Raw genomic sequence first — 22,298 nt, forward strand, 5'->3', positions numbered from 1 at the left:
TCACTCGGGCCGGGTGGCCCGCGCCCAGTCCAGGAACCGCTCCACGGCCGATGCGGTGTAGTGCCCGCGCGCCGATCCGAAGATGTCGAACGCGTGCTGTGCGTAGGGAATCTCGGCGTAGATCACCGGCGCCCGCGACACCGCACGCAACTTCTCGACGAACTCGCGCGCCTCCTCCACCGGGATCAGTGTGTCGTGGGTGCCGTGCAGGACGAAGAACGGCGGGGCGTCCGGGCCGACATGTGTGATCGGAGAGGCGTCGAGATAGAGCTGTCGGTTGTCGGTGAACGGCAGCTTGACGATCAGCCGTTCCAGCACCGACCCGAATTGCCGGCGCTCCGGGAAGCCGTCGGTGATCCAGTCGTAGCGCCCGTAGATGGGCACGGCACCGGCCACCGAGGTGTCGGCATCCTCGAAGCCCGGCTGGTACGCGGGCACATTGGGGGTCAGCGCGGCCAGTGAGCTCAGGTGCCCGCCCGCCGAACCGCCGGTGATGTACACGGCGTCCGGATCACCGCCGTAGGCGCCGATATTGGCCTTCACCCACGCCAGTGCGCGTTTGACGTCGACGATGTGCGCCGGCCACGCGTGTTTTGGGCTGATCCGATAGCCGATGGACACGCAGATCCAGCCGTGGTCGGCCAGCTGGGACATCAGCGGATAGGCCTGCGGCCGGTTCATCCCGATCATCCAGGCCCCGCCGGGGACCTGCAGCAGCACCGGCGCTTTGGCGTCCTTGGGAAGGTCCGGACGCACCCAGATGTCGGCGACGTTGGAGCGGTAGGGGCCGTAGCGCACCGTCTTCTCCACGAACCTGCGCCGGGTCCGCCCGGTGGCCCACACCCCACCCGGTCGCGGCGGCACCGGAGGGAACTCCGGGCCGAGCACCTCGCTGAGAGGCTCTTCGAAATACGGCCGCGATGTCACCCCGCGGCGATGCACAACCAGCAGCAGTACCCAGGAAACGGCCTTGAGCAGCAACGAGATCCGGCCCGAGGGCGATCGGTACTCGCCGCGCAGCGCGCGCCGCAGCGCCCCGAGCGCCGACCCGGCGATCACCAGGGGAGCGTTCTCCGAGGTCGGCCACCCGAATGCGAACACCCCGATCGCCGGGTAACCACGGCGGGTCAGCGGGGTGAAGGCGTTGGTGGCGTTGATCAATTCGGCGACGGCGCCGAGCAGGGGGCGGCGGTTACCCACCGGCACGCTCCTGGAGTTCACGGCGCACGATCTTGCCGGTGCTGTTGCGCGGCAATTCGTCGAGCAGCGTGATCTCCCGCGGCACCTTGTAGTTGGCCAGGTTGTCGCGCACGTATTGCTTCAGATCGTCGGCCGTGACGCGGTTGTCCCCGGACGGCACCACGAAGGCGGCCAGCCGCTGGCCGAACTGTTCGTCGTCCACCCCGATCACGGCCGCCTCGGCGACGTCGGGATGCGCAACCAGCATCTTCTCCACCTCGATCGGATACACGTTCTCCCCGCCGGACACGATCATCTCGTCATCGCGGCCCACCACGAACAACCGGCCCGCGCCGTCCAGATACCCGATGTCGCCGGAGTTCATGTATCCGTCGTGAAAAGCCTTGGTGCTCCCGGAGGTGTAGCCGTCGAACTGGGTCGAATTGCGCACGTAGATGGTGCCCACCTCGCCGGTCGGCAGCTCGTGCAGATCGGCGTCCAGGATGCGGATCTCGGTGCCCTCGGCCGGTTTACCCGCGGTGTCCGGGGCGGCGCGCAGGTCGGCCGGCGTGGCGGTGGCGATCATGCCGGCCTCGGTGGCGTTGTAGTTGTTGTAGATCACGTCGCCGAACTGATCCATGAACTTGATGACGACGTCGGGGCGCATCCGGGAACCCGACGCCGCGGCGAACCGCAGGGTGCGCCCGCTGTAGCGGTTGCGGATCTCGTCGGGCAGTTCGACGATGCGGTCGAACATCACCGGCACCACGCACAATCCGGTGGCCCGGTGGGTGTCGACCAGGGCGAGGGTGGCCTCCGGGTCGAACTTGCGCCGGGTGACGATGGTGCAGGCCATCGACGCCGCGAACGCCAGTTGGGAGAAGCCCCAGGCGTGGAACATCGGCGCGACGATGACGACGGTCTCCTCGGTGCGCCACGGCGTGCGATCCAGGATGGCCTTGAGCACCTCCGGTCCGCCGCCGGAATGCTTGGCGCCCTTCGGACTTCCGGTGGTGCCCGAGGTCAGCAGGATGACCTTGCTCTTCGCCTTGGCGCGCACCGGGGTCTTGCCCGCGTGGTCGCGGATCAGCTTCTCGACGGTGAGATCGGGTTCGGCGGTGTCGGTCCAGGCGATCACCCGGGTGACCTCCGGGGCGTGGGCCAGAGCCCGGTCCACGGTCGCGCTGAACTCCTCGTCGTAGATGACGGCGGCATCCCTGTTTGCCGTCTCACGGCCGAGAACGTCGGCCATGGCCGGACCGGCGAACGAGGTGTTCAGCAACAACACGTCGGCGCCGATCCGGGTGGCGGCGATCAGCGACTCGACGAAGCCACGATGGTTGCGGGCCATGATGCCGACCACCTCGGGGGCGCCGATGGCTTGCAGGCCGGCGGCCAAAGCGTCTGCACGCCGGTCGATTTCACGCCAGGTGAGCGACCCCAGTTCGTCGATCAAGCCGAGCCGGTCCGGGCAGCGCTGCGCGGCCGCGGCGAATCCCGAGGTGATGCTCATGTTCTCGCGGGCCATGGCCGCGGCTATGCGCAGATACTTGTCCGGACGCAGCGGGGCGATCACACCGGCCCGTGTCATCGTGCTCAGCAGCCCGACGGTGCCGGCGACCGGATCGAGGAGGCCCATACCGGTTGCCCTCTAACCGATCACCGGCAGGCGGCGCTCGGCGGCCAGCCCGTCCAGCGCGCGTTGCATCACGTGGCGGACGTGGGCGTCCACCTCGTCGATGTCCGGGTTCTCGCCGAACTCCTTGTCGATGTGCACCGGTGGCAGCACCTGCATGACGATCTTGGAAGGCAGCGGCACGTTCAGCGGCAGCACCGCCGACAGACCGAACGGGAAGCCGAAAGACAGCGGGACCACCTTGGCGCGGGCCAGTCGGGCGATGGGGCCCAGCGCCTTGGCTATCCCGGCGCCGCGGGTCAGGTACAGCTGCGTCTCCTGGCCGCCGATGCCGACCATCGGCACGATCGGGACGCCGGCGTTGATGGCGGCCCGCACGTAGCCCTGCCTGCCGTCGAAGTCGATCTTGTTCGCCGCGGCGGTCGGGCGGTAGACGTCGTAGTCCCCGCCGGGAAACACCACCACGACACCGCCGGAGCGCAGCGCCTCATCGGCGTTCTCGTGGCTGGCCAGGATGAAGCCGGTCTTCTTGAAGAAGTCGGCGGTGGGCCCGATCATCAGCATCGCGTGGCTCAGCGTGTACACCGGCCGGCCGTAGCCGAACCGCTCGTAGAAGTCCGCCGCGAAGACGGGCACATCCATGGGGAACAGGCCGCCCGAGTGGTTGGACACCACCAGCGCGCCACCCTCGGGGAAGTTCTCCAGGCCGCGCACCTCGGAGCGGTGGTAAGCCTTCAGGAACGGCCGCAGCCAGCCCATCACCTTCTCGGTGAGGCCCGGATCGAACTTGGTGATCTCGGTGGGGTTGATATCCGTCGAGCTCATGGGGATCCTCCGCCGCTGCTGGCCGAAATTAGAACGTGTTCTAGTTTTGCACGAACGTGTGGGCAGGTCAAAAGCCCGCGGTGCGGGTCACCCGGTTCGGCTACCCGCGTCGCCACGTACCACCATAGAGAGGTGAGCGTGGACACCACCGGCTACTTCGCCCGAATCAACCTCGCCGAGCCTGCCGCTCCGACGCTGGATGCACTGCGCGACATCGTGGCCGCGCACAACCGGTCCATCCCGTTCGAGAACCTGGACCCGTTGATGGGCATACCGGTGCACGACCTCAGCGCCGGGGCGCTCACGGCCAAGCTGGTGCACCGCCGCCGTGGCGGCTACTGCTACGAGAACAACGGCCTGCTGGCCTACGTGCTGGAGGACCTCGGTTACGGGGTGGACCGGCTGGCCGGCCGGGTGGTGTGGATGCGCCCGCCGGATGCGCCGCTGACCGGGCTCACCCACAACGTACTCGCGGTGACGGTGCCGGGGGAGGGGGACCGCTTCCTGGTGGACGTCGGCTTCGGTGGGCAGACGCTGTCCTCGCCGATCCGGCTGGTCGCCGGCCCCGTGCAGCAGACCCGTCACGAGCCGTACCAGTTGGTGGAGCACCCCGAGGGATTGCAGTTGCAGACCCAGATCCGCGGCGAGTGGTCGCCGCTGTACCAATTCGGTCTGCGCCCGCAACCGCTGATCGACCTGACGATCGGCAGCTGGTACTCGTCGACCTATCCGAGCGCCGTGTTCGTCGTCGGGCTGTCCGCGGCGTTGGTCACCGACACCGCGCGGTGGAATCTGCGCGGCCGAAACCTGGCCATCCACCAAGGCGGTGACACCGAGAAGATCCGGCTGGGCTCCGCCGCCGCTGTGCTCGAGCAGCTCACCGGCCGGTTCGGGATCGACCTGTCCGGTCTCGGTGACGTCGAGGCGCGGGTCGCGCAGGTGCTGGACCAGTGACGGGCGCCGACCTCACGGGCAGCTGATCAGCGCGTCCCACGGATCGCCGGCGGCCAGCGTCAAGCGACCTAGCCGCCGGGCATGGGACGCGGTGCTGCCGAACTCGTCGCTCCAGCTGCGGGCCCGCATGGTGGCCGACCACAGCTGGTGTTCGATGGTGACGCCGATGGCTCCGTGCAACTGGTGGGCGATGGTGGTCACCGGGGTGACCGCACGCCCGACGGCGACCTTGGCGATGGTCACCGCGTAGTCGGCCTGCGGTGCGGCGAAACCGTACTCGGTGACCGCCGCGGTCGCCAGATCGGTTGCCGCCCTGGCTCGTTCGACTTCACCGGCCATCGCGGCCAGGGAATGCTGGACGGCCTGGAACTTGCTGAGCGCGCGGCCGAACTGCACCCGCTGTGACGTGTGCGCGACGGTAAGTTCCAGCGCCGCATCGAAGGTGCCGATGATCTGCACGCAGCGCGCCCAGGCCCCGCGACGCATCAGTTCCTCCCCGACCTCGGTGTCCAGCCGCACCAGGCCCGCGGTGTCGTAACGGACGGTGCCACGTGGCTCGCCGGCCAGGTTGTGCCCGACGTCGCCGATCTGCGGATCATCGAGCAGCCCAACCGAAATCCCGTCGCCGGACCGGTCGGCCGCCAGCACCGCAGCGTCCCGCGGCCACGGCACGTCGGTCGCGGTGCCGTCGGTACCGATCGCCACCGTCAGCGGCCCGGCCCCTGGCACCTCGACACCGGCGCGTCCCGCCAGCCAGGCGGCCAGCAGGTCGGTCTCGGCGATGGGCACCGCCGCGGCGTGGCGGGCCAGCCCGGCCAGCACCACGGCGGCCTCGGTGAAACCGGCGTCCTGCTGGGTGGTCAGCCGGCTGAGCCCGGTCTCCTCCAGGTTCTGCCACAGCTCGGCATCGAAAACCTGAGGGAGCCTGCGCTTCCCGAAATTCTCGTCATAGGACCGGCGGCCGATGTCGTCGACCAGCTGCCGCAATTCGTCAGCCACTTACCGCACCCCCAGGCCGCGGGCGATCACACCGCGCAGCACCTCGTTGGTTCCGCCGCGCAACGTGAACATCGGCGCATGTTGGCGCGCGGTGGCCAGCACCGCGCGCAATTCGCCCGGATCGTCGACCGTCTCCAACAGATCGGCGCACAGCTCCACCGACTCCTGTTCGAACCGCGTGCCCAGATCCTTCACCAGCGCGGCGCGGGTGGCCGCGTCCCGGCCGGCGGCCAGATCACGCGCCACCGCCACCGACAATTGCCGCAGCGACATCGCCCGGCCCATCAGATCGCCGACGGCGGCCGCGGTGCGGTCATCGACCTCGGGACCGAGTGCGCGGAGCACCCCGAAGATCAGGATCGCGGTCGACAGGATCCGTTCGGGCCCACTGCGTTCGAAGCCGAGCTCCGCGGTCACCTGATGCCAGCCGTCGCCCACCTCACCCAGCACATCCCCGTCGCCGACGGCCACGTCCTCGAACGTCACCTCGTTGAAGTGGTGATGCCCGTCCAGCGTGATGATTGGGCTGATGGTCACGCCGGGGGCGTCGAGCATGACGATGAACTGGCTGAATCCGGCGTGCCGGTGGTCGGGGTCCGGCGGGCTGGTGCGGGCCAGCACGATGGCGAAATGGGCTCGGTGCCCGCCGCTGGTCCACACCTTGGTGCCGTTGAGCCGCCACCCGTCCGCGGTGCGGGTGGCTTTCGTCGCGGTGGCCGCCAGGTCCGAGCCGGCACCGTGCTCGCTCATGCCGATCGCCGAATACAACCGGCCCGCCGCGATCCGCGGCAGCAGCCGGCGGCGTTGCTCCTCGGAACCGTAGGAGAGCAGGGCCGGCGCCACCTGCCGGTCGGCGAACCAGTGCGCGGCGACCGGGGCGCCCTGGCCGAGCAGTTCTTCGGTCACCACGTAGCGGTGCAGAAAGCCACGGCCGTGGCCGCCGTATTCGGGGGGAATGGTCAGGCCGACGAAACCGGCGTCGGCCAGCCGTTCGCTGAAGCCGGCGTCCCAACTGGTCAACCAGGAGTCGATCGCGGGCACCCAGCCGTGGGTGGCCCGGTCAGCGGTGATGAACTGCCGGACCGAAGCCCGGAGCTCGGCCAGCTCACCGTCGTTGGCGCACAGCGCATCGAATTCGCTCACTGGCACCGGAGTGTAGCCAACGCGGTTGCGCAGGAAACGTCATGTCGCCCGGCGAGTGGGACGGCCATACTCGGAAACCGTGAACGCACCTGGACGCGACCGGCTCCGCGAACTGCTCGACGCGGTGGTGGACGAGACGAACGACGGGGTCGCGGGCATGGCCAGGGCCAGCTTCGCCTCGGAGTTCCACTTCTCCCGCGAGATCAGCCGGCTCACCGGGGAACCACCGGCCACCATGCGGCGGCGCATCATGCTGGAGCGGGCGGCCTGGCGGTTGCAACGTGGTCAGGGCGTGGCCGCGGTGGCGCTGGACGAGGGCTGGTCGTCGCCCGAGGTGTTCTCCCGGGCCTTCCGGCGCGCGTTCGGCGTTCCCCCGTCGCAGGCCGACGAGGTCGGTTTCCGGCTGCCCGCGCCGAACGGGATGCACTTCCATCCGCCGGCGTCGTTGTGGGTGGACGCCCCGGCCGACGCGGAGCCGCCCGCGGTGTCGGCCTTGATGGTGGCGCACGACGTCGACGATACCGGTTATCTGATCGCGCAGGCCGCCCGGTTGACCGAAGATCAGTGGGCACAAGAACTTTCGCCGGGGCAGGTGATCCTGCCCTGGGACGGGGAGGAAGCCAGCGTGGGGGCGGTGCTCGGTGCACTGGTGTGGACCAAGGAGGTGTGGCTGGCCAGCATCGAGGGTGCCGACCTGCCGGATCGGCCCGCGCTACGTCCGGCCGAGGTGCTCGCGGCCGATCACGACGACATCGCCACCCGGTGGACGGAGATGGTGCGGGACCACACCGCGCAGGGCCGGCTTGCCGATACCGTGATCGACGCGCTGTGCGACCCGCCGGAGTCGTTTCAGCTGTACGGGATCATCGCGCACGTGCTCACCTACGCGGCGCATCGTCGGGAATTGGTGCGCGCCATGCTGGCTCGGCTCGGTGTGAGCGTGCGCAGCGGCGACCCACTGGATTGGATGAGGAGATAACCGAGGTGACGACCATCTATTACACGGCGTCCAGTCTGGACGGATTCGTCGTCGACGACCGGGACAGCCTGGACTGGCTGATCAGCCGCTCCATCGACCCCAACGGGCCGTTCGGTTACGAAGCGTTCGCGAAATCCGTTGGGGCACTGGTGATGGGTTCGACGACCTTCGAGTGGATCGTGCGCAACCAGCCGGGGGAGTGGATGTACGAACAACCCTCGTGGGTGCTGACCAGCCGGCCCGACCGGGTCGTCCAGGGCCATCCGGTGCAGGTGTTCGACGGCGATGTCGCCGAGCTGCACCCCCAACTGGTGGCTGCCGCCGGTGATCTCGATGTGTGGGTGGTCGGCGGCGGGGTGGTGGCCGCGCAGTTCGTCGACGCCGGGCTGGTGGACGAGATGATCGTGAGCTATGCGCCGTGCACGCTCGGACGCGGTGCCCCCGTCTTGCCGCTGCGATCGGAGTGGCGGCTGGTGGAGTCGGGTGTCAACGGCGAATTCGTCTGCGCGCGACTGGAGAAGGCCGGCTAGCGGGCTGGTACCCCGTACAGCCGGATGAATTCCCGTGACTTGACCAGGAATTCGAGTTGCTGGGCAACCTGGTGCAGCGGTTCGGCATTGCCCGCCGACCGGCACAGCGCCACCGCTCCCTCCAGCGCGGCGATGCACATCACGGCGAGCGACTCGGCATCGGCGGACTCGAATCCGTCGTTGCGGAAGGTCTGTGCCAGCGCGTCACGCCAACGGGCGAAGATCTCTCCGGCTGCCGACGCCAGGACGGCCTGGTCCTCGGTGGTGCTGATCGCCGCCGCCATGACCGGGCACCCCGCGGTAAAGGCGCTGCCGGCCAGCGCGCGTTCCCAGAAAGCGACGAACTGGCGCACCAGGGCTATGCCGCCACGGTCGGCGGCGGCGTCGATGACCTCGGTGATGGAGTCGCCGGCGTAGTTCAGTGCCTCGGTGAGCAGCTGGTTGCGGCCCTGCGGGAAGTGGTAGTAGACCGACCCGCGGGGGGCACGGCTGCGGGCCAGGACTTCGTCGATCGTCAACCCGGCGGCTCCGCGCTCGCGCAGCACGTCAACCGCGGCGACCAGCATGGCGCGCCGGGTCGAACCACGTTTGCGGGTCAGGCCGCCCGTTGTGGACGCCACTGCATGGTGCGCGGGTGCAGCCGCGCCCGCACTCGGTTGAAGGTGTGGCGGGGCCCGCCCACCTGGTGCGTGCACCGGTGGCCGGCGACGTTGAGCTCGATGAGCAACATCGGTTGCCTCCAATCTATGGTTATGAGCATAGAACAGCGACCCCGCGATGCCAATCATCGGCGACGGAGAAACGCCTGGTACTGGGTTAACAGTGCGTGAACACCTGTCAAGTTGCTTGGTGAATGAGATGCAGAAATATGGTCTGATGCATAATCGGTGGGCGGCTCGCGATTTGCCGGGCGCCGACCGGGCGGGCCGATAGGCTCGCGGCATGGGGCACTATCGCAGCAACGTGCGGGATGTCGAGTTCAACCTGTTCGAGGTCTACGAACTCGAAAAGGTGTTGGCCACTGGTGAGTTCGGCGACCTCGACGGCGCGTCGGTGCGAGAGATGCTCGACGAGGCGGCCCGGCTCGCGGAAGGACCGCTGGCCGAGGCATTCGCCGAGACGGACCGCCATCCACCCACCTTCGATCCGGAATCGCACGTGGTGAGCATTCCCGAGCCGTTCAAGAAATCGCTGCGGGCCTGGCGGGACGCTGAGTGGTTCCGGATTGGCCTGGACGAGGGCGTCGGCGGTGTCCCGGCTCCCGCGATGCTCTCGTGGGCCGTCGGGGAATTCGCCCTCGGCGCGCAGCCGGCGGCGTTCATGTATCTCGCCGGGCCGGTGCTGGCGAACATCCTGTTCGGTCTGGGCAATGAGCAGCAGCGCCGCTGGGCCGTGCAGGCCATGGAGCGCAACTGGGGTGCCACCATGGTGCTCACCGAGCCCGATGCCGGGTCCGACGTCGGTGCCGGCCGAACCAAGGCCGTCGCGCAGCCGGACGGCACCTGGCACCTGGATGGGGTGAAGCGGTTCATCACCAACGGTGATGCCGACGACCTCTTCGAGAACATGCTGCACATGGTGCTGGCCCGGCCCGAGGGCGCCGGGCCGGGAACCAAGGGACTCTCGTTGTTCGTCGTCCCCAAGTTCATCCCGGACCCGCAGACCGGCGCGCCGGGCGAACGCAACGGCGTCTTCGTCACCGGTCTCGAGCACAAGATGGGACTCAAGGCGTCGGCGACGTGCGAGCTGACCTTCGGGCAGCACGGTGTGCCCGCGGTCGGCTGGCTGGTGGGCGACACCCACAGTGGTATCGCGCAGATGTTCAAGATCATCGAGTACGCCCGAATGATGGTCGGTACCAAGGCGATATCCACGCTGTCCACCGGCTATCTGAACGCGCTGGAATACGCGAAGACCCGCATCCAGGGCGCCGATATGACGGAGATGACGAACAAGACGGCGCCGCGCGTGACCATCTTGCACCATCCCGACGTGCGCCGGGCGCTGCTGACGCAGAAGGCCTATGCCGAGGGGCTGCGCGCGCTGTATCTGTTCACCGCGGCGCATCAGGATGCCGTCGCGGCGGCGATCGTGTCCGGTGCCGATCCGTCGATGGCCGACCGGGTCAACGACCTGCTCCTGCCCATCGTCAAGGGGGTCGGGTCCGAGCGGGCTTACCAGTGCCTCACCGAATCGCTGCAAACCTTCGGTGGTTCGGGCTTTCTGCAGGATTACCCGATAGAGCAGTACATCCGGGATGCCAAGATCGACTCGCTGTACGAGGGCACCACGGCCATCCAGGCCCAGGACTTCTTCTTCCGCAAGATCGCCCGCGATCAGGGCGGTGCGCTGGCCCACGTGGTCGGCCGCATCCAGGCGTTCCTGGATCGGGACACCGCGCGTCCCGAGCTCGTGGACGGCCGGGCCCGGCTGCGGTCGGCATTGGAGAACGCGTCGGCGATGGTGACCGCGATGACCGGCTATCTCATGTCTTCCCAACAGAATTCGCGTGAACTCTACCGGGTCGGGCTGTCCTCGGTGCCGTTCCTACTGGCGGTCGGTGACCTTTTCATCGGGTGGCTGCTGTTGGAGCAGGCCGAGATCGCGCTGAACGCGTTGGACACCGCCGCAGCCCGGGACCGCGACTTCTACCTCGGCAAGGTCGGTGCGGCCGACTTCTTCGCCCGCCATGTGCTGCCGCGGCTGGCAGCGGACCGGACGGTCATCGAGACGATGGAACTGGCCCCGATGGAGCTGCCGGAGGGGGCGTTCTGAGGGTGTGTGATCTCTCGACACAGGCGCGGGGTGTTCGACCGGCGTTGGTCGCCAGCGGGAAACTTGCGGCCGATCAGCGCGGATGGACCACGTAAAATAGCGGAGACGATTGAGCGGCGGGGGTGATTCGGTTTGGGGGAGCCGTTACGGGTTGATCCCGAAGAATTGGGTTTGACTGCTGGCCAGTTGGAAGGCCACGCGGCTGCTTTCGCGGCCGATCACGAGGCAGCGCACACCAAGGCGGCCGGCGTGACGTTGGGCTCGGCCTCTGGCGCAGCGCTGGCCGGCATGCTTTCGGCGTGGGAGGGCGAGCGGGCACAGTTCGGAGCGGTGTTCACTGGGCATGCTGATGCTCATCGGGAGGCCGCCCGACGGTACCTCCAGGGTGATGACCGAGGAGCTGAGGCCATCGGCGATGCCGCGTCGTCGATGTAGGCGCATCTCGTGGGCCTGAGTCTGCAGGAGCTATTGGACTGGCCGGCTGAGATCGGAAACCTCGCGTCGGCGACCCAGGCGGCCGCCGCAACGCATACTCGTTCAGCCGAGTTCTACCGATCGTTGGCCAGTGCTTCGACATGGGAAGGTGTGGCTGGGGCGACCGCCCAGCAGGCAATGGTGGCCAGTGCTGGCGATCACGAGGATGCGGCGGATCGCCTCGGTAAAGCCGCCACGGTGATGGACAACGCGGAGAAAGACTCCGAATCGCTCGCCGACGATGTAAAAGCGATACTCAACGACGCCGCGGCGGCACCGGCCGTGCAGGTGAACACCACCACCAACCAGGTGATTCCACCGGACACGTCGTATCTGACTGACGAGGCTGCCGCAGCAGTTGCGGCGAAGGTTGCAGACCTGCAGACGCGTATTGCGGCGGCACTCGCTCGCGGTGTCACCATCGACGGTCAACTGGCGCAAGCAATTTCATCCGCCACCGGGGTGCCAGCGGCGAAGGCTCCGCAGCCTGTCGCGTCCCTGTCGCCCGCGCCGCCGGCACGGGCACCGGCACAACCGAAAACCCTGGACGAGGCTTTAGGTCAGTTGGCGGGTGGATCCGGTCCGCTCCCTCCGGCGAAGCCCAGGCCGCCAATGGATCCCGCTGAAGCCGAACGTGCCAAGGCGCTACTGCGACAGGTGATGGCCAATGATGGTGTTCCACCCGATCAGATCGAGGCCCGTGTTGATGAGTTGATGGCCAAGGCGAGTCAACCGCTGCCGCCCTCGGTCAAGCCGTCCGATGCCAAAGGGCCTGAGCCTGGCTTCGGCGACGGTTTCGCCGATACCTGGTTCGGCACCGAACAGCAGATAAGGAACCTCCTCGGCCAGGGAGGGCCGGGCGAGCCGGGCGTGATGGAGTCATGGGGTGACCTACTCAAAGGGACCGCGGAGCAGTTCAGCGGTCCATTCGGGCCACTGAACCCCGCCATAAACGAAGTCAAGAATGCGCTGAACTCACCGAACGCCGCGTACTACCTCGGGCAAAAATCTGCTGAGGGTGCGATGACCGCGCCGACCGTGATGTTCGGTGGTGAAGGTGCGCTGGCGCGCGCAGGGCTCGACTTCTCTGAGCGGGTGCCAAGCGACTTGGTCGATCCGCCGCACGTCGCCGATCCGACTCTCCCGCATGCTCAAGCCGGCACTCCGCTCCACCTGCCGCCAGATGTCCCTCCGCAGCCACTGCCCCCGCATTCCCCATTGTTCGACGGATACCAACCAGTCGAGCCGGGCCCCGACTTTACTCACCCCGACGGCAGTCTCATCTACCCTGACGATAGTTTGCCCAGTAAACCTTATGCGATCGAAGGCACGGTGATTTCCCATGCCGAATTGCCTCAGGGAACAGCGCTCGACCGATTCGGTTACCCCGGCGGCGAATGGCTCTCTCCGGAAGGAACTCCGTTTGCGGAAAGGGCCCTCCCGCCGGGCAGCGCGACCAAGCCGTACTTCGAGTATGTGGTTGCAGATCCTGGGAAACTGCCTCCCGGTTGGCGTATCGAGCAATCGAGCGTCGCTCCTTGGTTCAACCAACCTGGCGGAGGCGTGCAGTATCGAATTATTGCTCCGGAGGGCATCGATGCGTCGGTCACGGAACTTCTCGAGTCGGGCTATCTGAAAGTAAAGGGCAGCTGATGGTTGACTTTGCATTTTTGAGTCAGAATTGGATGAAATGGTCTGTACGAGCGGGAATGAAAGAAGCGGCGGCATCACTCGACTGCGACGACTGTGACGCCTCCTTTGTCGCTACCGATGAGGCTTACCATGTTCGGCAGGAAGCGGGGTGGTGGATCGTCGATCGGGTGAATGACCGTGGGAAGCGTTACAACAACACGGCGCAGTTGTCTTCTTTCGAGTTACTGGAAAAATACTTGATCTGGACGTGGGCTTCGTCGGCTCGTCAGGACTTGGCTTCGGGGAGGCTTGGCGCGGACCTCTATGCGCTTGGTTATTCACCTGACGTTACGGTGCATGAAGCGCGCGAAGGCTTTTCGAAGATCGACTCGGATGCGGGTTCTGCCGTGCTCTCGGTGGTCAAGGCAACGATCTTCAGTCATTTGATGCTGAAATCTGTTGGCGAACTCGAGCGATTGGTCGACAGTGCGTAATCCCGCTCTGTTAAGAGCTCATCTTGATGGGCTACGCATTGACCAATGCAGAGGACGAATGCCAGTCAACATGGTGGACCTGACCGCCCCGAAGTTGAGCAAGAGCCGAAGGATAGTGATCCCCAAGACGGCGATCGTCGTGCTGGCGAGCACACTGCTTGCCTCCGCGTGCGCGCGCGAGAACACCGCGGCGCCAACGACATCGACGACAACTACCACCGCGACAACGACGACGACGACCAAGTCCGTCCTGCCCGGCGTGCCCGCCTTCCTGCCGCAGCCGCCGGCCAACCGCGGCCGGCTCGACCTGATCGGCTACCTCACCGCGCCCGGGCCCGACGGCGCCACCATCGCCACGGTGTACTTCCGCGCACCGGCGGTGGCGTCGCAGCCGCTGCCGGGTACCAGCGGTCCGCCGCCCTGCGATATCGCCCCGCACGTCACCGGCGCCGGCACCGATCACGTCACCGTCGATATCGACCTGACGTTTTCGGCGAATTCGACTGCGGCTAACGCGATCATGGCCGACTGCTGGACCGGAGACGCGCACCGGCCCGTCGTGCGGTCGTACGTGGTGGGCCCGGTGCCGGCCACGGCGAAACTGTTCACCGGGACCCCGGCACCGGATACCCTCCTGCCGAAACTGACCGAACCGCCGCGCTGACCGGTCCGCGCGGATTACTCGGGGGTGTACCCGAACGGCAGCAGCACGCTCTTGGCCTGGGTGTAGGCCTCGATCCCTTCCGGGCCGTTCTCGCGGCCGATACCGGAGTTCTTGTACCCGCCGAACGGGGCGCCCGGATCGAACGCGTACATGTTCACCGCGTACGTCCCGGTGCGGATCTTCGACGCGATCTCGACCGCCTTGGCGAAATCCTGGGTGTAGACGCTGCCCGCCAACCCGTAAGGCGAATCGTTGGCGATGCGGATCGCGTCCTCTTCGGTGTCGTAGGCGATCACGGCCAGCACCGGCCCGAAAATCTCCTCCTGCGCGATGGTCATCGAGTTGTCGACATCGGCGAACACCGTCGGCTGCACGAACCAACCGGAATCCAGGCCCTCGGGGCGGCCGCCGCCGGCGACGATCCGGGCGCCCTCCTCGACGCCCTTCTTGATGTAGCCCTCGACCCGCTCCCGCTGCTTTTCGCTGATCAGGGGGCCGATCATGGACGCCGGATCGTCGGGCATACCGACCTGCATGGCGCCGACCGCGGCGGCAAGCTTTTCCACCACCTCGTCGTAGCGCGAGCGCGGCGCCAGGATGCGGGTCTGCCCCACACAGGCCTGCCCGCAGTTCATCAGCCCGGAGAACACCAGCATCGGCAGGGTCGAGTCCAGGTCGGCGTCCTCGAGGATGATCGCGGCGGACTTGCCGCCGAGTTCCAGCGTGCACGGCTTGAGTTTCTCGGCGGCGATCTTGCCGATCTCCTTGCCGACGGCGCTGGACCCGGTGAAGGTGAACTTGTCCAGTTCGGGGTTGTTGGTCAGCGCGCGTCCGGTATCCGGGCCGCCGGGGACCACCGACAGCACGCCCTCGGGCAGGCCGGCCTCGGCGAACACCTCGGCGAACAGGTTGGTGGTCAACGGGGTTTCGGCGGCGGGCTTGAGCACGACGGTGCACCCGGCCAGCAGGGCGGGGCCCAGCTTGTTGCAGGCCAAAAAGAACGGCACGTTCCAGGCGATGACGGCGCCGACCACCCCGACCGGTTCCTTGACCACCAGGGTCTGGCCGTAGACGCCGTCGCGGATGTCCTTCCAGGCGAACTTGTCGGCCGCGCCGGCGAAGTACTGCAGCCCCGTCACGCCGGCCCCGAACTGCATCATGTCGACGATGGTCGGCGGCTGGCCCGTCTCCAGCTTGAGCAGTTCCTTGAACTCTTCGGCCCGCTCGTTGACCAGTTCCACCACCTTGGCCAGCACCGCCTGCCGCTCCTGGGGAGCCAGCCGCGGCCACGGGCCCTCGTCGAAGGCCTTGCGCGCCGCGGCGCAGGCGGCGTTGACGTCGGCTTCGGCGGCCAGCGGAACCTGGCCGACCTTCTGGCCGGTGGCAGGGGAGAACACCTCGATGATCTCGGAGGTCGACGGCTCGACCCACTGGCCGCCGATGAACAGCTTGTCCCAGTCGGTCCGGGCCAAGGTTGCGGTGCCCGCGCTAGTAGTGCTCTGTGTCATGGCCGTCACATTACCCAGTTCCGGCCGAAACGAGAACACGTTGCAATTGACGTTCTCAGGACGCGCGCAACACCAGCACCAGATTGCTCACGGTGAATTCCCGCCAGCCCGGGATGGCGGTCATCCACCAGGCCCATCGTGGGTGGTAGCGGGGAAATGCGGCGATCAGCGCACCCGTCGAACGGGCCCACGCCAACCCGTCCGCGGCGGACACCGCGAACAACGACGATCCGTAGTCGTTTTTGGGCCGATGCCCGTGTTTCCGGGTGTACCTTTCGGCCGCGCGGCGGCCACCCAGGTAATGCGTCAGCCCCATCTCGTGCCCCCCGAACGGGCCCAACCACACCGTGTAGGACAACACCACCAAGCCGCCGGGGCGGGTCACCCGCAGCATCTCGTTGCCCAGCCGCCAGGGGTGGGGCACGTGCTCGGCGACATTGGACGACAGGCAGACGTCGACGCTGTCGTCGGCGAACGGCAGCGCCAGGCCCGACGCCCGGACGAACAGGCCGGTCCCCGGCCGGCCCGCGGGACCCGCGTGCATCTCCCGCGGGTCCGGTTCGACGCCGATGTACGTCATCCCGGCAGCGTCGAACGCGGCCGAGAAATACCCGGGACCGCCACCGACGTCGCACACCGTGCGCCCGGCCGCCGGCGAATCGGTGCTGCCCGTCCACAGCTCCGCCACCATGGCGGCGGTATCGGCGGCCAGCGCGCCGTAGAACCGGGCCGGATCGCTCTGCTCGAACCGGAACGCGCCCAACAACCGAACAGAACGCCGCAGTGTCGCCCGCTCAGCGAGCAAATCGGTAGGACGCACCCGCTCAAACTACTCACCGGTACTCTCGACACGATGTCCTCGCGCCCGCCCGTCCGGTCAGTACTGCTGTTGTGCTGGCGCGACACCGGCCATCCGCAGGGCGGGGGCAGCGAGGCCTACCTGCAGCGGATCGGCACCCAACTGGCCGCCGACGGTGTCGCGGTCACCATGCGCACCGCGCGCTACCCCGGCGCCAGGCGCCGCGAGGTGCTGGACGGGATCACCGTCAGCCGCGGCGGCGGCCCCTACTCCGTCTACATCTGGGCCGGTCTTGCCATGGTGTTGGCGCGGATCGGCCTCGGCCCGCTGCGCCACGCCCGGCCCGATGTCGTCGTCGACACCCAGAACGGCATCCCGTTCCTGGCCCGGCTCGCCTACGGCCGGCGCTCGGTGGTGCTGGTTCATCACTGTCACCGCGAGCAGTGGCCGGTGGCCGGGCGCCGCACCGGCAGGTTCGGCTGGTTCGTCGAGTCGCGGCTCTCGCCCCGGCTGCACCGGCGCAACCAGTACGTCACCGTGTCCCTGCCGTCGGCCCGCGAACTCGTCGAGCTGGGCGTCGGGAAGCACCGCATCGCGGTGGTACGCAACGGGCTGGACGCCGCCCCACAGGGCAGCCTGGAACAGCCGCGGTCTGCGACGCCACGGGTGGCGGTGCTGTCGCGGCTGGTGCCGCACAAGCAGATCGAAGACGCTCTCGACGCGGTGGCCGCCCTGCGGGCACGGATACCGGATCTGCACCTGGACATCGTCGGCGGCGGCTGGTGGCAGGACCGCCTGGTGCGCCACGCCGCCCGGCTCGGCATCGCCGACGCCGTGACGTTTCACGGGCACATTGCCGACGACGCCAAACATCAAGTGGTCCAACAATGTTGGGTACACCTGATGCCGTCGCGCAAGGAAGGCTGGGGGCTGGCCGTGATCGAGGCCGCCCAGCACGGCGTCCCGACCATCGGGTACCGGTCCTCCGGCGGGCTGACCGACTCGATCGTCGACGGCGTCACCGGCCTACTGGTGGACGGCCCCGGCGAACTCACCGACGCGCTGGCCCGGCTGCTCACCGATCCGGTGCTGCGGATCGAGCTCGGCGCCAAGGCGCAGGTGCGCAGCACCGAGTTCTCCTGGAAGCAGAGCGCGGAAGCGATGCGCGCGGTGCTGGAGTCGGTGCATGCCGGCACCTACGTCAGTGGCGTGGTGTAAGCGCCTTACTTCGGCGCGTTGCCGGGCAGGTTGCCGGGAGCCGCCGTCTGCGGGCCGGGCGCCTTCACCGTCGGCGTGAACAGGTTGCCGCCCGTCGGGTTGATGCTCTTCTCGGTGGGCTCCACCGGCGGGGCGCTGGTCGGCGCGGGAGCGGTGGTCGTGGTGGTCGTCGTGGTGGTGGTGCTGGTGCTCGGCGCTTCCTTCTCGCCGTTCGAGCACGCCACGCCAACCGTGGCCAGCGACGCCAGCAGCAGGCCGGCAGCGGTGCGGCGGATGATCGTCGCGTTCATGTGGAGCTCCTGTCGTCGTGCAGTGGATCGCGCTTGAACCTTAATCTGTGGAAACGCTGCGTGCGGACCGAAACCATCCCCGGCCGCCGCGAGGGGACCCTGCGACCACCCCGGCGCCCACCAGCAGCGCCAACCAGACCAGATGCGCGCCGATCAGCAGCCCCCGCCCGGACGCGGCGGGCGCGCTGCCGCCCACCCGGTACAGCGTGAGATCGCCGTCGCGGTAGGCGACGGGCAGCTTCAACGCCGGTGATCCGGATTCGACCACCACCCAGCCGACACCGGCCGCGGCCAGCCGCTCCTGGGACGCCCCGCCGGCCAGCAGCGCGGTCACCTCCCGGCCCTTGGTGCCTTCGCCGGGCACGGTTCGCCCCCCGATCAGTAGGTCACCGCTGGCCAGCACGTCGGCCGAGACCCAGCGCGGCAGGGGATCGAGCACCGGTGCGGAACCGGCCCACCCGAACCGCCGCATACTGTCGGCCGGCAGCACCGCGACGGGACGGGGATCGGCGTTGACCAGCCGGGCCACCGCGGGCCAGCTCGGCGGATAGTGCACCGCCCGCAGCTGACCTGCCACGCCCCACGCCAGGTCGGGCAGCACGGCGATCAGCGCGGCGGCACACACCACCGCCACCGCGCGGCCGTACCTGGCCACCCCCGCCCCCGCCAGCACGTAGCCGGGCAACGCCAGTGCCACCCACTTCTGGCCGTCGCGCAACACCCCCAACCCGGGCACCGCCCGGATCACCGTCTCGAGCAACGCCAGACCGGGCCCGGTCGCCGCCAGCGCCGGCAGCACCACCGCGACCACGGCCAGCACCAGCAGTGGTCGGGCCGCCCGGACCCGCAGCACCACCGGAAGCCCGACCACGACCACCGCAACCAATACGACCGTCGCCACCACGGCGAAAACCGTTGTCCGCGAAGCGGGCACGGCCTGCCCGTTCCAGATTCCGCCGAGACCGGCCAAGCTGCCCAGCGTCCCCAACCCGGGCTCGGCACGCGCGGCGAACGCCCGAACCCCGCCACTGGCCGAGCCGGACAGCGACCCGGCCACTACCGACGCCGTCAGCCACGGCAGCGCGGCACCCGCCGACGAGGCCAGCGTCACCCCTACCGAGCGCCATCCCCGCGCGCACACCAGCGCGATCACCGCGGCCAGCATCAGCCCCGTCGGGGTCAGGCCGGCCAGGGCCAGCCAGAACACCAGCGCGGGCCAACTCTTCCGCAGCGCCGCCGACGCCACCCAGGGCAGGCAGCCGTACCCGACCAACAGGCTCCAGTGCCCCTGCAACAAGCGTTCGGCGACATAGGGATTCCAGATCGCCAGCGTCACCGCCACGCCCTGACCGGCCACCCCGGTCGCCGGCAGCAGCACCGCCACCAGGCGGCCCGCACCCCAGCCGGCCAGCCACAGCCCGGCCACCAGCAGGACCTTGACCAGCACCCCGCCGTCGATCACGGTCGACACGACGGCGACCAGGAAGTCCTGCGGCAGCGCGCGCGGGGCGGCCTCGGACAAGCCGAGTGCGGCATCGGACAGATACGACCGCGGGGTGGACACCGCGTCGCGCAGCAGCAGATAACCCGGTCCCAGCAGCGGACCGGTGACGAGCAGGGCCAGCGCCAGCGCGTACGCCGGCACTACCGCATGCCGGGCTTTCAGACCGGTCGGTCCGGCGGCAGGTCGGTCGGTCGCCGGGTGGGGATCTTCTCGGTTTGCGCCTCGGCGGCCGGCATCGGACCGGATTCGTCGTCACGGCGGCTGAAGAACCCGCGATCCGATCCGTCCAGGCCGGGATCGATGAGGGCGGACTCGGCCCGCAGCCCGAACGACCCGAGCAGCACGCCACCCACCAACATCACCAGGCCCAGGCCGGCGAACGTGATCGGCAGGATCCGGCTCCACAACGCCAGGTTGTCGGCCTCGTCGCGCGCGGCGGAGACCTGGTTCTCCACCGTCGCCTCGGTGGAGGTCACGGTGTAGTCGGCGAACGTCACCTCCGGTTTGAGGGCGTCGCGTGAGTAGTAGTGAAAGGCGTGCTCTTTGGACTTGACGATGGTGCCGGTCACCGGGTCGACCCAGAACGTCCGCTGGGCGGCGTAGTAGCGGGTCATGGTGATGGGCGCGTAGGGATCTTCGGACGGCACGCCCCACTGCTGCGCGAGAGCGGTCACAGTGCTGTCGATGTCGTTGTCGTACAGCGACGCATACTTGATCGGCTCGGCGAGCTTGCCGTCGGCGTCATAGCCCACGTTCTGGGTGAACCGGTAGGCGGTCAGCCCGTTGATGTCCTCTTCGCCGTCGTAGTTGGCGTCGAAGGCCTTCTGCGCGATCGGGTCGAAGTACGGGTAGGTCTTCTTCTCGGTGTCGAACGGGAAGCGGTAGGCCAGCCCCTCGTGCGGCAGCGCGATGTTGGTCGGCGGGTTCTGCTCCTCGATGGTGCGCGGCTTCTGCACGGCGCCGCCGGGGTTGGTGTCGCTGGAGACCGCCTCGGCCGTGGTCCGGTTGAGTGTCACGGTGTCCACCATGGCCAGCAGCAGACCCTTGTCCTGCTGCTTGTCGGTGCGTCGCAGCGAGGTGCCGACCTGCAGGGTGACCACATCGGCGTTCGCCGGGGCCTCCACGCTGAGCTGCTGCTGCAACGCCACCGGAACGTTCTTGTTGATGACGAAATGTTCCGGCTGGGCCAGCGATGCCGGGTCCAGCGCGGTCCCGGTGCCCTCGCTCATCAGGTCGGCTTCGAGATCCAGCGGAATCTTGGCGATCTTGCCCTTGGTGTACGTCGACAACAGCAACGCGGCGATGAGCAGGGCAGCGCCGAGCCCCATCAGTCCGCACGCTGCGATTCGCAGGGCCACTGCGCGGTTCAACCCGTGCTCCCTTCGGTCGGACTTGACCCTAACAGCACACCGTAAGGGGGATGTTCAGGACAACTCCACCTCTGCTGACTACCCGGTCGGTGCGCGGTATCCCGCTCGACCGGCAGACTGTTGGCCATGGGCACTTCCGAGATCGGCGGGACGCGTAGTTTCCTGCCCGCGGTCGAGGGGATGCGGGCCTGCGCCGCCATCGGCGTGGTGCTCACCCACGTGGCCTTCCAGACCGGGCACACCGGCGGTGTCGGCGGCCGGCTGCTGGGGCGGTTCGATCTGGCGGTGGCGGTGTTCTTCGCGCTGTCGGGCTTCCTGCTGTGGCGCGGCCACGCGGCCGCCGCGCGTGGCCTGCGCAAACGCCCACCGACCGGGCACTATCTGCGGTCGCGGCTGGTGCGCATCATGCCCGGCTATCTGGTGGCCGTCGTGGTGGTGCTCACCCTGCTGCCGGATGCCGATGCCGATTTCACCGTATGGCTGGCCAACCTGACGCTCACCCAGATCTACGTTCCGCTGACGCTGACCGCCGGGCTCACCCAGATGTGGAGTCTGTCGGTGGAGGTCAGTTTCTACCTGGCGCTGCCGCTGCTGGCGTTGCTGGCCCGCCGGCTGCCGGTGCGGGCACGGATCCCGGCCATCGCCGCGGTGGCCCTCGCCAGTCTGGCGTGGGGGCTGCTGCCGCTGCACCCGCCGGCCGGCGTGAACCCGCTGAACTGGCCGCCGGCCTTCTTCTCCTGGTTCGCTGCCGGCATGCTGCTGGCCGAGTTGACCGTCAGCCCGGTGGGACTGCCGCACCGGCTGGCCCGCAGCCGCGTGGTGATGGCCGCGGTGGCGGGCATCGCGTTCGTCGTCGCCGCGTCGCCGCTGGCCGGTCCGGAAGGCCTGACGCCGGGCACCGTGGGCCAGTTCGTGGTGAAGGTGACGATGGGCGCGGTGGTCGCCGGCGCCCTGGTGGCGCCGCTGGTGCTGGACCGGCCCGAGACACCGCACCGGCTACTGGGCAGCCGGCCCATGGTGACGCTGGGCCGCTGGTCCTACGGGCTGTTCGTCTGGCACCTGGCGGCCCTGGCCATGGTCTTCCCGATCATCGGGCAGTTCCCGTTCAACGGGCACATGCCCACGGTGCTGGTGCTCACGCTGATCTTCGGCTTCGCGATCGCGGCGGTCAGCTACGCCCTGGTCGAATCGCCGTGCCGCAACGCGCTGCGCCGCTGGGAGTACCGCAGGGGGCCGGCGCCGCCCCCGCTGGACAGTTCGGTCACCGAAGACCCCGAGCCCGCCATCGCGCGGTGACGGGCCGGGATCGACTTTATCCGGTACCG

At 68.4% G+C, this 22,298-nt stretch carries 22 protein-coding genes; 10 read left to right on the forward strand and 12 right to left on the reverse strand.

The genetic code is table 11. From position 1 onward, the window contains the following. Genes BN977_RS30350 through BN977_RS30360 form a run of 3 tightly spaced genes read right to left on the reverse strand, consistent with a single transcriptional unit; the run spans position 1 to position 3,640 of the window. Positions 1-1,200, reverse strand: coding sequence for an alpha/beta hydrolase (locus BN977_RS30350; RefSeq protein ID WP_036404954.1), 1,200 nt, complete (start codon positions 1,198-1,200; stop codon positions 1-3). Next, positions 1,193-2,818, reverse strand: coding sequence for an acyl-CoA ligase FadD12 (fadD12, locus tag BN977_RS30355; RefSeq protein ID WP_036403790.1), 1,626 nt, complete (start codon positions 2,816-2,818; stop codon positions 1,193-1,195). Before fadD12 ends, BN977_RS30350 begins: the two co-directional genes overlap by 8 nt. A gap of 12 nt (positions 2,819-2,830) precedes the next feature. Next, positions 2,831-3,640, reverse strand: a complete 810-nt coding sequence (locus BN977_RS30360) for a 1-acyl-sn-glycerol-3-phosphate acyltransferase (protein WP_036403792.1) — start codon at positions 3,638-3,640, stop codon at positions 2,831-2,833. Between the two features lie 132 nt (positions 3,641-3,772). Here BN977_RS30360 and BN977_RS30365 point away from each other — a divergent pair, with 132 nt between their 5' ends. Next, on the forward strand, positions 3,773-4,594 hold the full coding sequence (locus BN977_RS30365; RefSeq protein WP_036403794.1) for an arylamine N-acetyltransferase family protein: 822 nt from the start codon (positions 3,773-3,775) through the stop codon (positions 4,592-4,594). A gap of 12 nt (positions 4,595-4,606) precedes the next feature. Here BN977_RS30365 and BN977_RS30370 read toward each other — a convergent pair whose 3' ends face one another. Continuing rightward, complete coding sequence (locus tag BN977_RS30370; RefSeq protein WP_036403796.1) at positions 4,607-5,593, reverse strand: acyl-CoA dehydrogenase family protein; 987 nt, start codon at positions 5,591-5,593, stop codon at positions 4,607-4,609. After that, positions 5,594-6,736 carry an acyl-CoA dehydrogenase family protein gene (locus tag BN977_RS30375; protein ID WP_024450321.1) on the reverse strand — a complete coding sequence of 381 codons (1,143 nt, stop codon included), beginning with the start codon at positions 6,734-6,736 and terminating at the stop codon, positions 5,594-5,596. 79 nt (positions 6,737-6,815) lie between these two features. Between BN977_RS30375 and BN977_RS30380 the strand changes: the two genes are divergently transcribed. After that, the gene (locus BN977_RS30380; RefSeq protein ID WP_036403798.1) at positions 6,816-7,715 is read left to right on the forward strand and encodes a helix-turn-helix domain-containing protein; all 900 of its coding nucleotides are present in this window, start codon (positions 6,816-6,818) and stop codon (positions 7,713-7,715) included. Positions 7,716-7,720: 5 nt separating this feature from the next. Beyond that, complete coding sequence (locus BN977_RS30385) at positions 7,721-8,245, forward strand: dihydrofolate reductase family protein (RefSeq protein WP_036403800.1); 525 nt, start codon at positions 7,721-7,723, stop codon at positions 8,243-8,245. Here BN977_RS30385 and BN977_RS30390 read toward each other — a convergent pair. Together BN977_RS30390 and BN977_RS33545 are read right to left on the reverse strand one after the other, a co-directional pair. Continuing rightward, complete coding sequence (locus BN977_RS30390; protein ID WP_036403802.1) at positions 8,242-8,811, reverse strand: TetR/AcrR family transcriptional regulator; 570 nt, start codon at positions 8,809-8,811, stop codon at positions 8,242-8,244. The two genes, BN977_RS30385 and BN977_RS30390, sit on opposite strands and share 4 nt — an antisense overlap. Positions 8,812-8,840: 29 nt before the next feature. Then, positions 8,841-8,975, reverse strand: a complete 135-nt coding sequence (locus tag BN977_RS33545; RefSeq protein WP_268817629.1) for a hypothetical protein — start codon at positions 8,973-8,975, stop codon at positions 8,841-8,843. Between the two features lie 212 nt (positions 8,976-9,187). Between BN977_RS33545 and BN977_RS30395 the strand changes: the two genes are divergently transcribed. From BN977_RS30395 to BN977_RS30415, 5 genes are all read left to right on the forward strand, one after another. After that, positions 9,188-11,020, forward strand: a complete 1,833-nt coding sequence (locus BN977_RS30395; RefSeq protein ID WP_036403804.1) for an acyl-CoA dehydrogenase — start codon at positions 9,188-9,190, stop codon at positions 11,018-11,020. 171 nt (positions 11,021-11,191) lie between these two features. Next, positions 11,192-11,455, forward strand: coding sequence for a hypothetical protein (locus BN977_RS30400; RefSeq protein WP_165576387.1), 264 nt, complete (start codon positions 11,192-11,194; stop codon positions 11,453-11,455). A 9-nt stretch (positions 11,456-11,464) separates the two neighbouring features. Continuing rightward, positions 11,465-13,147, forward strand: coding sequence for a TNT domain-containing protein (locus tag BN977_RS30405; RefSeq protein ID WP_051562062.1), 1,683 nt, complete (start codon positions 11,465-11,467; stop codon positions 13,145-13,147). Further along, entirely contained in the window at positions 13,147-13,620 is a 474-nt protein-coding gene (locus BN977_RS33415; RefSeq protein ID WP_234709693.1) for an Imm61 family immunity protein, read from the forward strand. Before BN977_RS30405 ends, BN977_RS33415 begins: the two co-directional genes overlap by 1 nt. Before the next feature lie 58 nt (positions 13,621-13,678). Further along, complete coding sequence (locus tag BN977_RS30415; RefSeq protein WP_036403808.1) at positions 13,679-14,284, forward strand: hypothetical protein; 606 nt, start codon at positions 13,679-13,681, stop codon at positions 14,282-14,284. A gap of 14 nt (positions 14,285-14,298) precedes the next feature. Here the strand turns inward: BN977_RS30415 and BN977_RS30420 are convergent, their stop codons facing one another. After that, entirely contained in the window at positions 14,299-15,792 is a 1,494-nt protein-coding gene (locus tag BN977_RS30420) for an aldehyde dehydrogenase (RefSeq protein ID WP_024450315.1), read from the reverse strand. Between the two features lie 55 nt (positions 15,793-15,847). After that, on the reverse strand, positions 15,848-16,612 hold the full coding sequence (locus BN977_RS30425) for a class I SAM-dependent methyltransferase (RefSeq protein ID WP_024450314.1): 765 nt from the start codon (positions 16,610-16,612) through the stop codon (positions 15,848-15,850). A gap of 33 nt (positions 16,613-16,645) precedes the next feature. Here BN977_RS30425 and BN977_RS30430 point away from each other — a divergent pair, with 33 nt between their 5' ends. Continuing rightward, entirely contained in the window at positions 16,646-17,809 is a 1,164-nt protein-coding gene (locus BN977_RS30430; protein ID WP_024450313.1) for a glycosyltransferase family 4 protein, read from the forward strand. Positions 17,810-17,814: 5 nt separating this feature from the next. On the opposite strand, the gene BN977_RS30435 is transcribed toward BN977_RS30430, so the two are convergent. The 3 genes from BN977_RS30435 to BN977_RS30445 are packed head-to-tail and all read right to left on the reverse strand — an operon-like array spanning position 17,815 to position 20,973. Further along, complete coding sequence (locus BN977_RS30435; RefSeq protein WP_036403810.1) at positions 17,815-18,099, reverse strand: hypothetical protein; 285 nt, start codon at positions 18,097-18,099, stop codon at positions 17,815-17,817. Between the two features lie 40 nt (positions 18,100-18,139). Then, positions 18,140-19,744, reverse strand: a complete 1,605-nt coding sequence (locus tag BN977_RS30440) for an MmpA family trehalose lipid delivery protein (RefSeq protein WP_191262648.1) — start codon at positions 19,742-19,744, stop codon at positions 18,140-18,142. 17 nt (positions 19,745-19,761) lie between these two features. Further along, on the reverse strand, positions 19,762-20,973 hold the full coding sequence (locus BN977_RS30445) for a cell envelope lipid trafficking protein PgfA (RefSeq protein WP_036403812.1): 1,212 nt from the start codon (positions 20,971-20,973) through the stop codon (positions 19,762-19,764). 126 nt (positions 20,974-21,099) lie between these two features. On the opposite strand from BN977_RS30445, the gene BN977_RS30450 reads away from it, so the two are divergent. Beyond that, positions 21,100-22,269: an acyltransferase family protein gene (locus BN977_RS30450; protein ID WP_036403814.1), complete on the forward strand. Its 1,170-nt coding sequence runs from the start codon at positions 21,100-21,102 to the stop codon at positions 22,267-22,269. The last annotated feature ends 29 nt before the right edge of the window (positions 22,270-22,298 follow it).

It is taken from the genome of Mycolicibacterium cosmeticum (assembly GCF_000613185.1).
Taxonomy (GTDB): Bacteria; Actinomycetota; Actinomycetes; order Mycobacteriales; family Mycobacteriaceae; genus Mycobacterium; species Mycobacterium cosmeticum.

Bases quoted from the DNA above. Each gene is read 5' to 3' on its own strand.
- fadD12 (WP_036403790.1), bottom strand. From the start codon at position 2,818: ATGGGCCTCCTCGATCCGGTCGCCGGCACCGTCGGGCTGCTGAGCACG.
- BN977_RS30360 (WP_036403792.1), bottom strand. From the start codon at position 3,640: ATGAGCTCGACGGATATCAACCCCACCGAGATCACCAAGTTCGATCCG.
- BN977_RS30390 (WP_036403802.1), bottom strand. From the start codon at position 8,811: ATGCTGGTCGCCGCGGTTGACGTGCTGCGCGAGCGCGGAGCCGCCGGG.
- BN977_RS33545 (WP_268817629.1), bottom strand. From the start codon at position 8,975: ATGTTGCTCATCGAGCTCAACGTCGCCGGCCACCGGTGCACGCACCAG.
- BN977_RS30395 (WP_036403804.1), top strand. From the start codon at position 9,188: ATGGGGCACTATCGCAGCAACGTGCGGGATGTCGAGTTCAACCTGTTC.
- BN977_RS33415 (WP_234709693.1), top strand. From the start codon at position 13,147: ATGGTTGACTTTGCATTTTTGAGTCAGAATTGGATGAAATGGTCTGTA.
- BN977_RS30415 (WP_036403808.1), top strand. From the start codon at position 13,679: ATGCCAGTCAACATGGTGGACCTGACCGCCCCGAAGTTGAGCAAGAGC.
- BN977_RS30420 (WP_024450315.1), bottom strand. From the start codon at position 15,792: ATGACACAGAGCACTACTAGCGCGGGCACCGCAACCTTGGCCCGGACC.
- BN977_RS30430 (WP_024450313.1), top strand. From the start codon at position 16,646: ATGTCCTCGCGCCCGCCCGTCCGGTCAGTACTGCTGTTGTGCTGGCGC.
- BN977_RS30435 (WP_036403810.1), bottom strand. From the start codon at position 18,099: ATGAACGCGACGATCATCCGCCGCACCGCTGCCGGCCTGCTGCTGGCG.
- BN977_RS30450 (WP_036403814.1), top strand. From the start codon at position 21,100: ATGGGCACTTCCGAGATCGGCGGGACGCGTAGTTTCCTGCCCGCGGTC.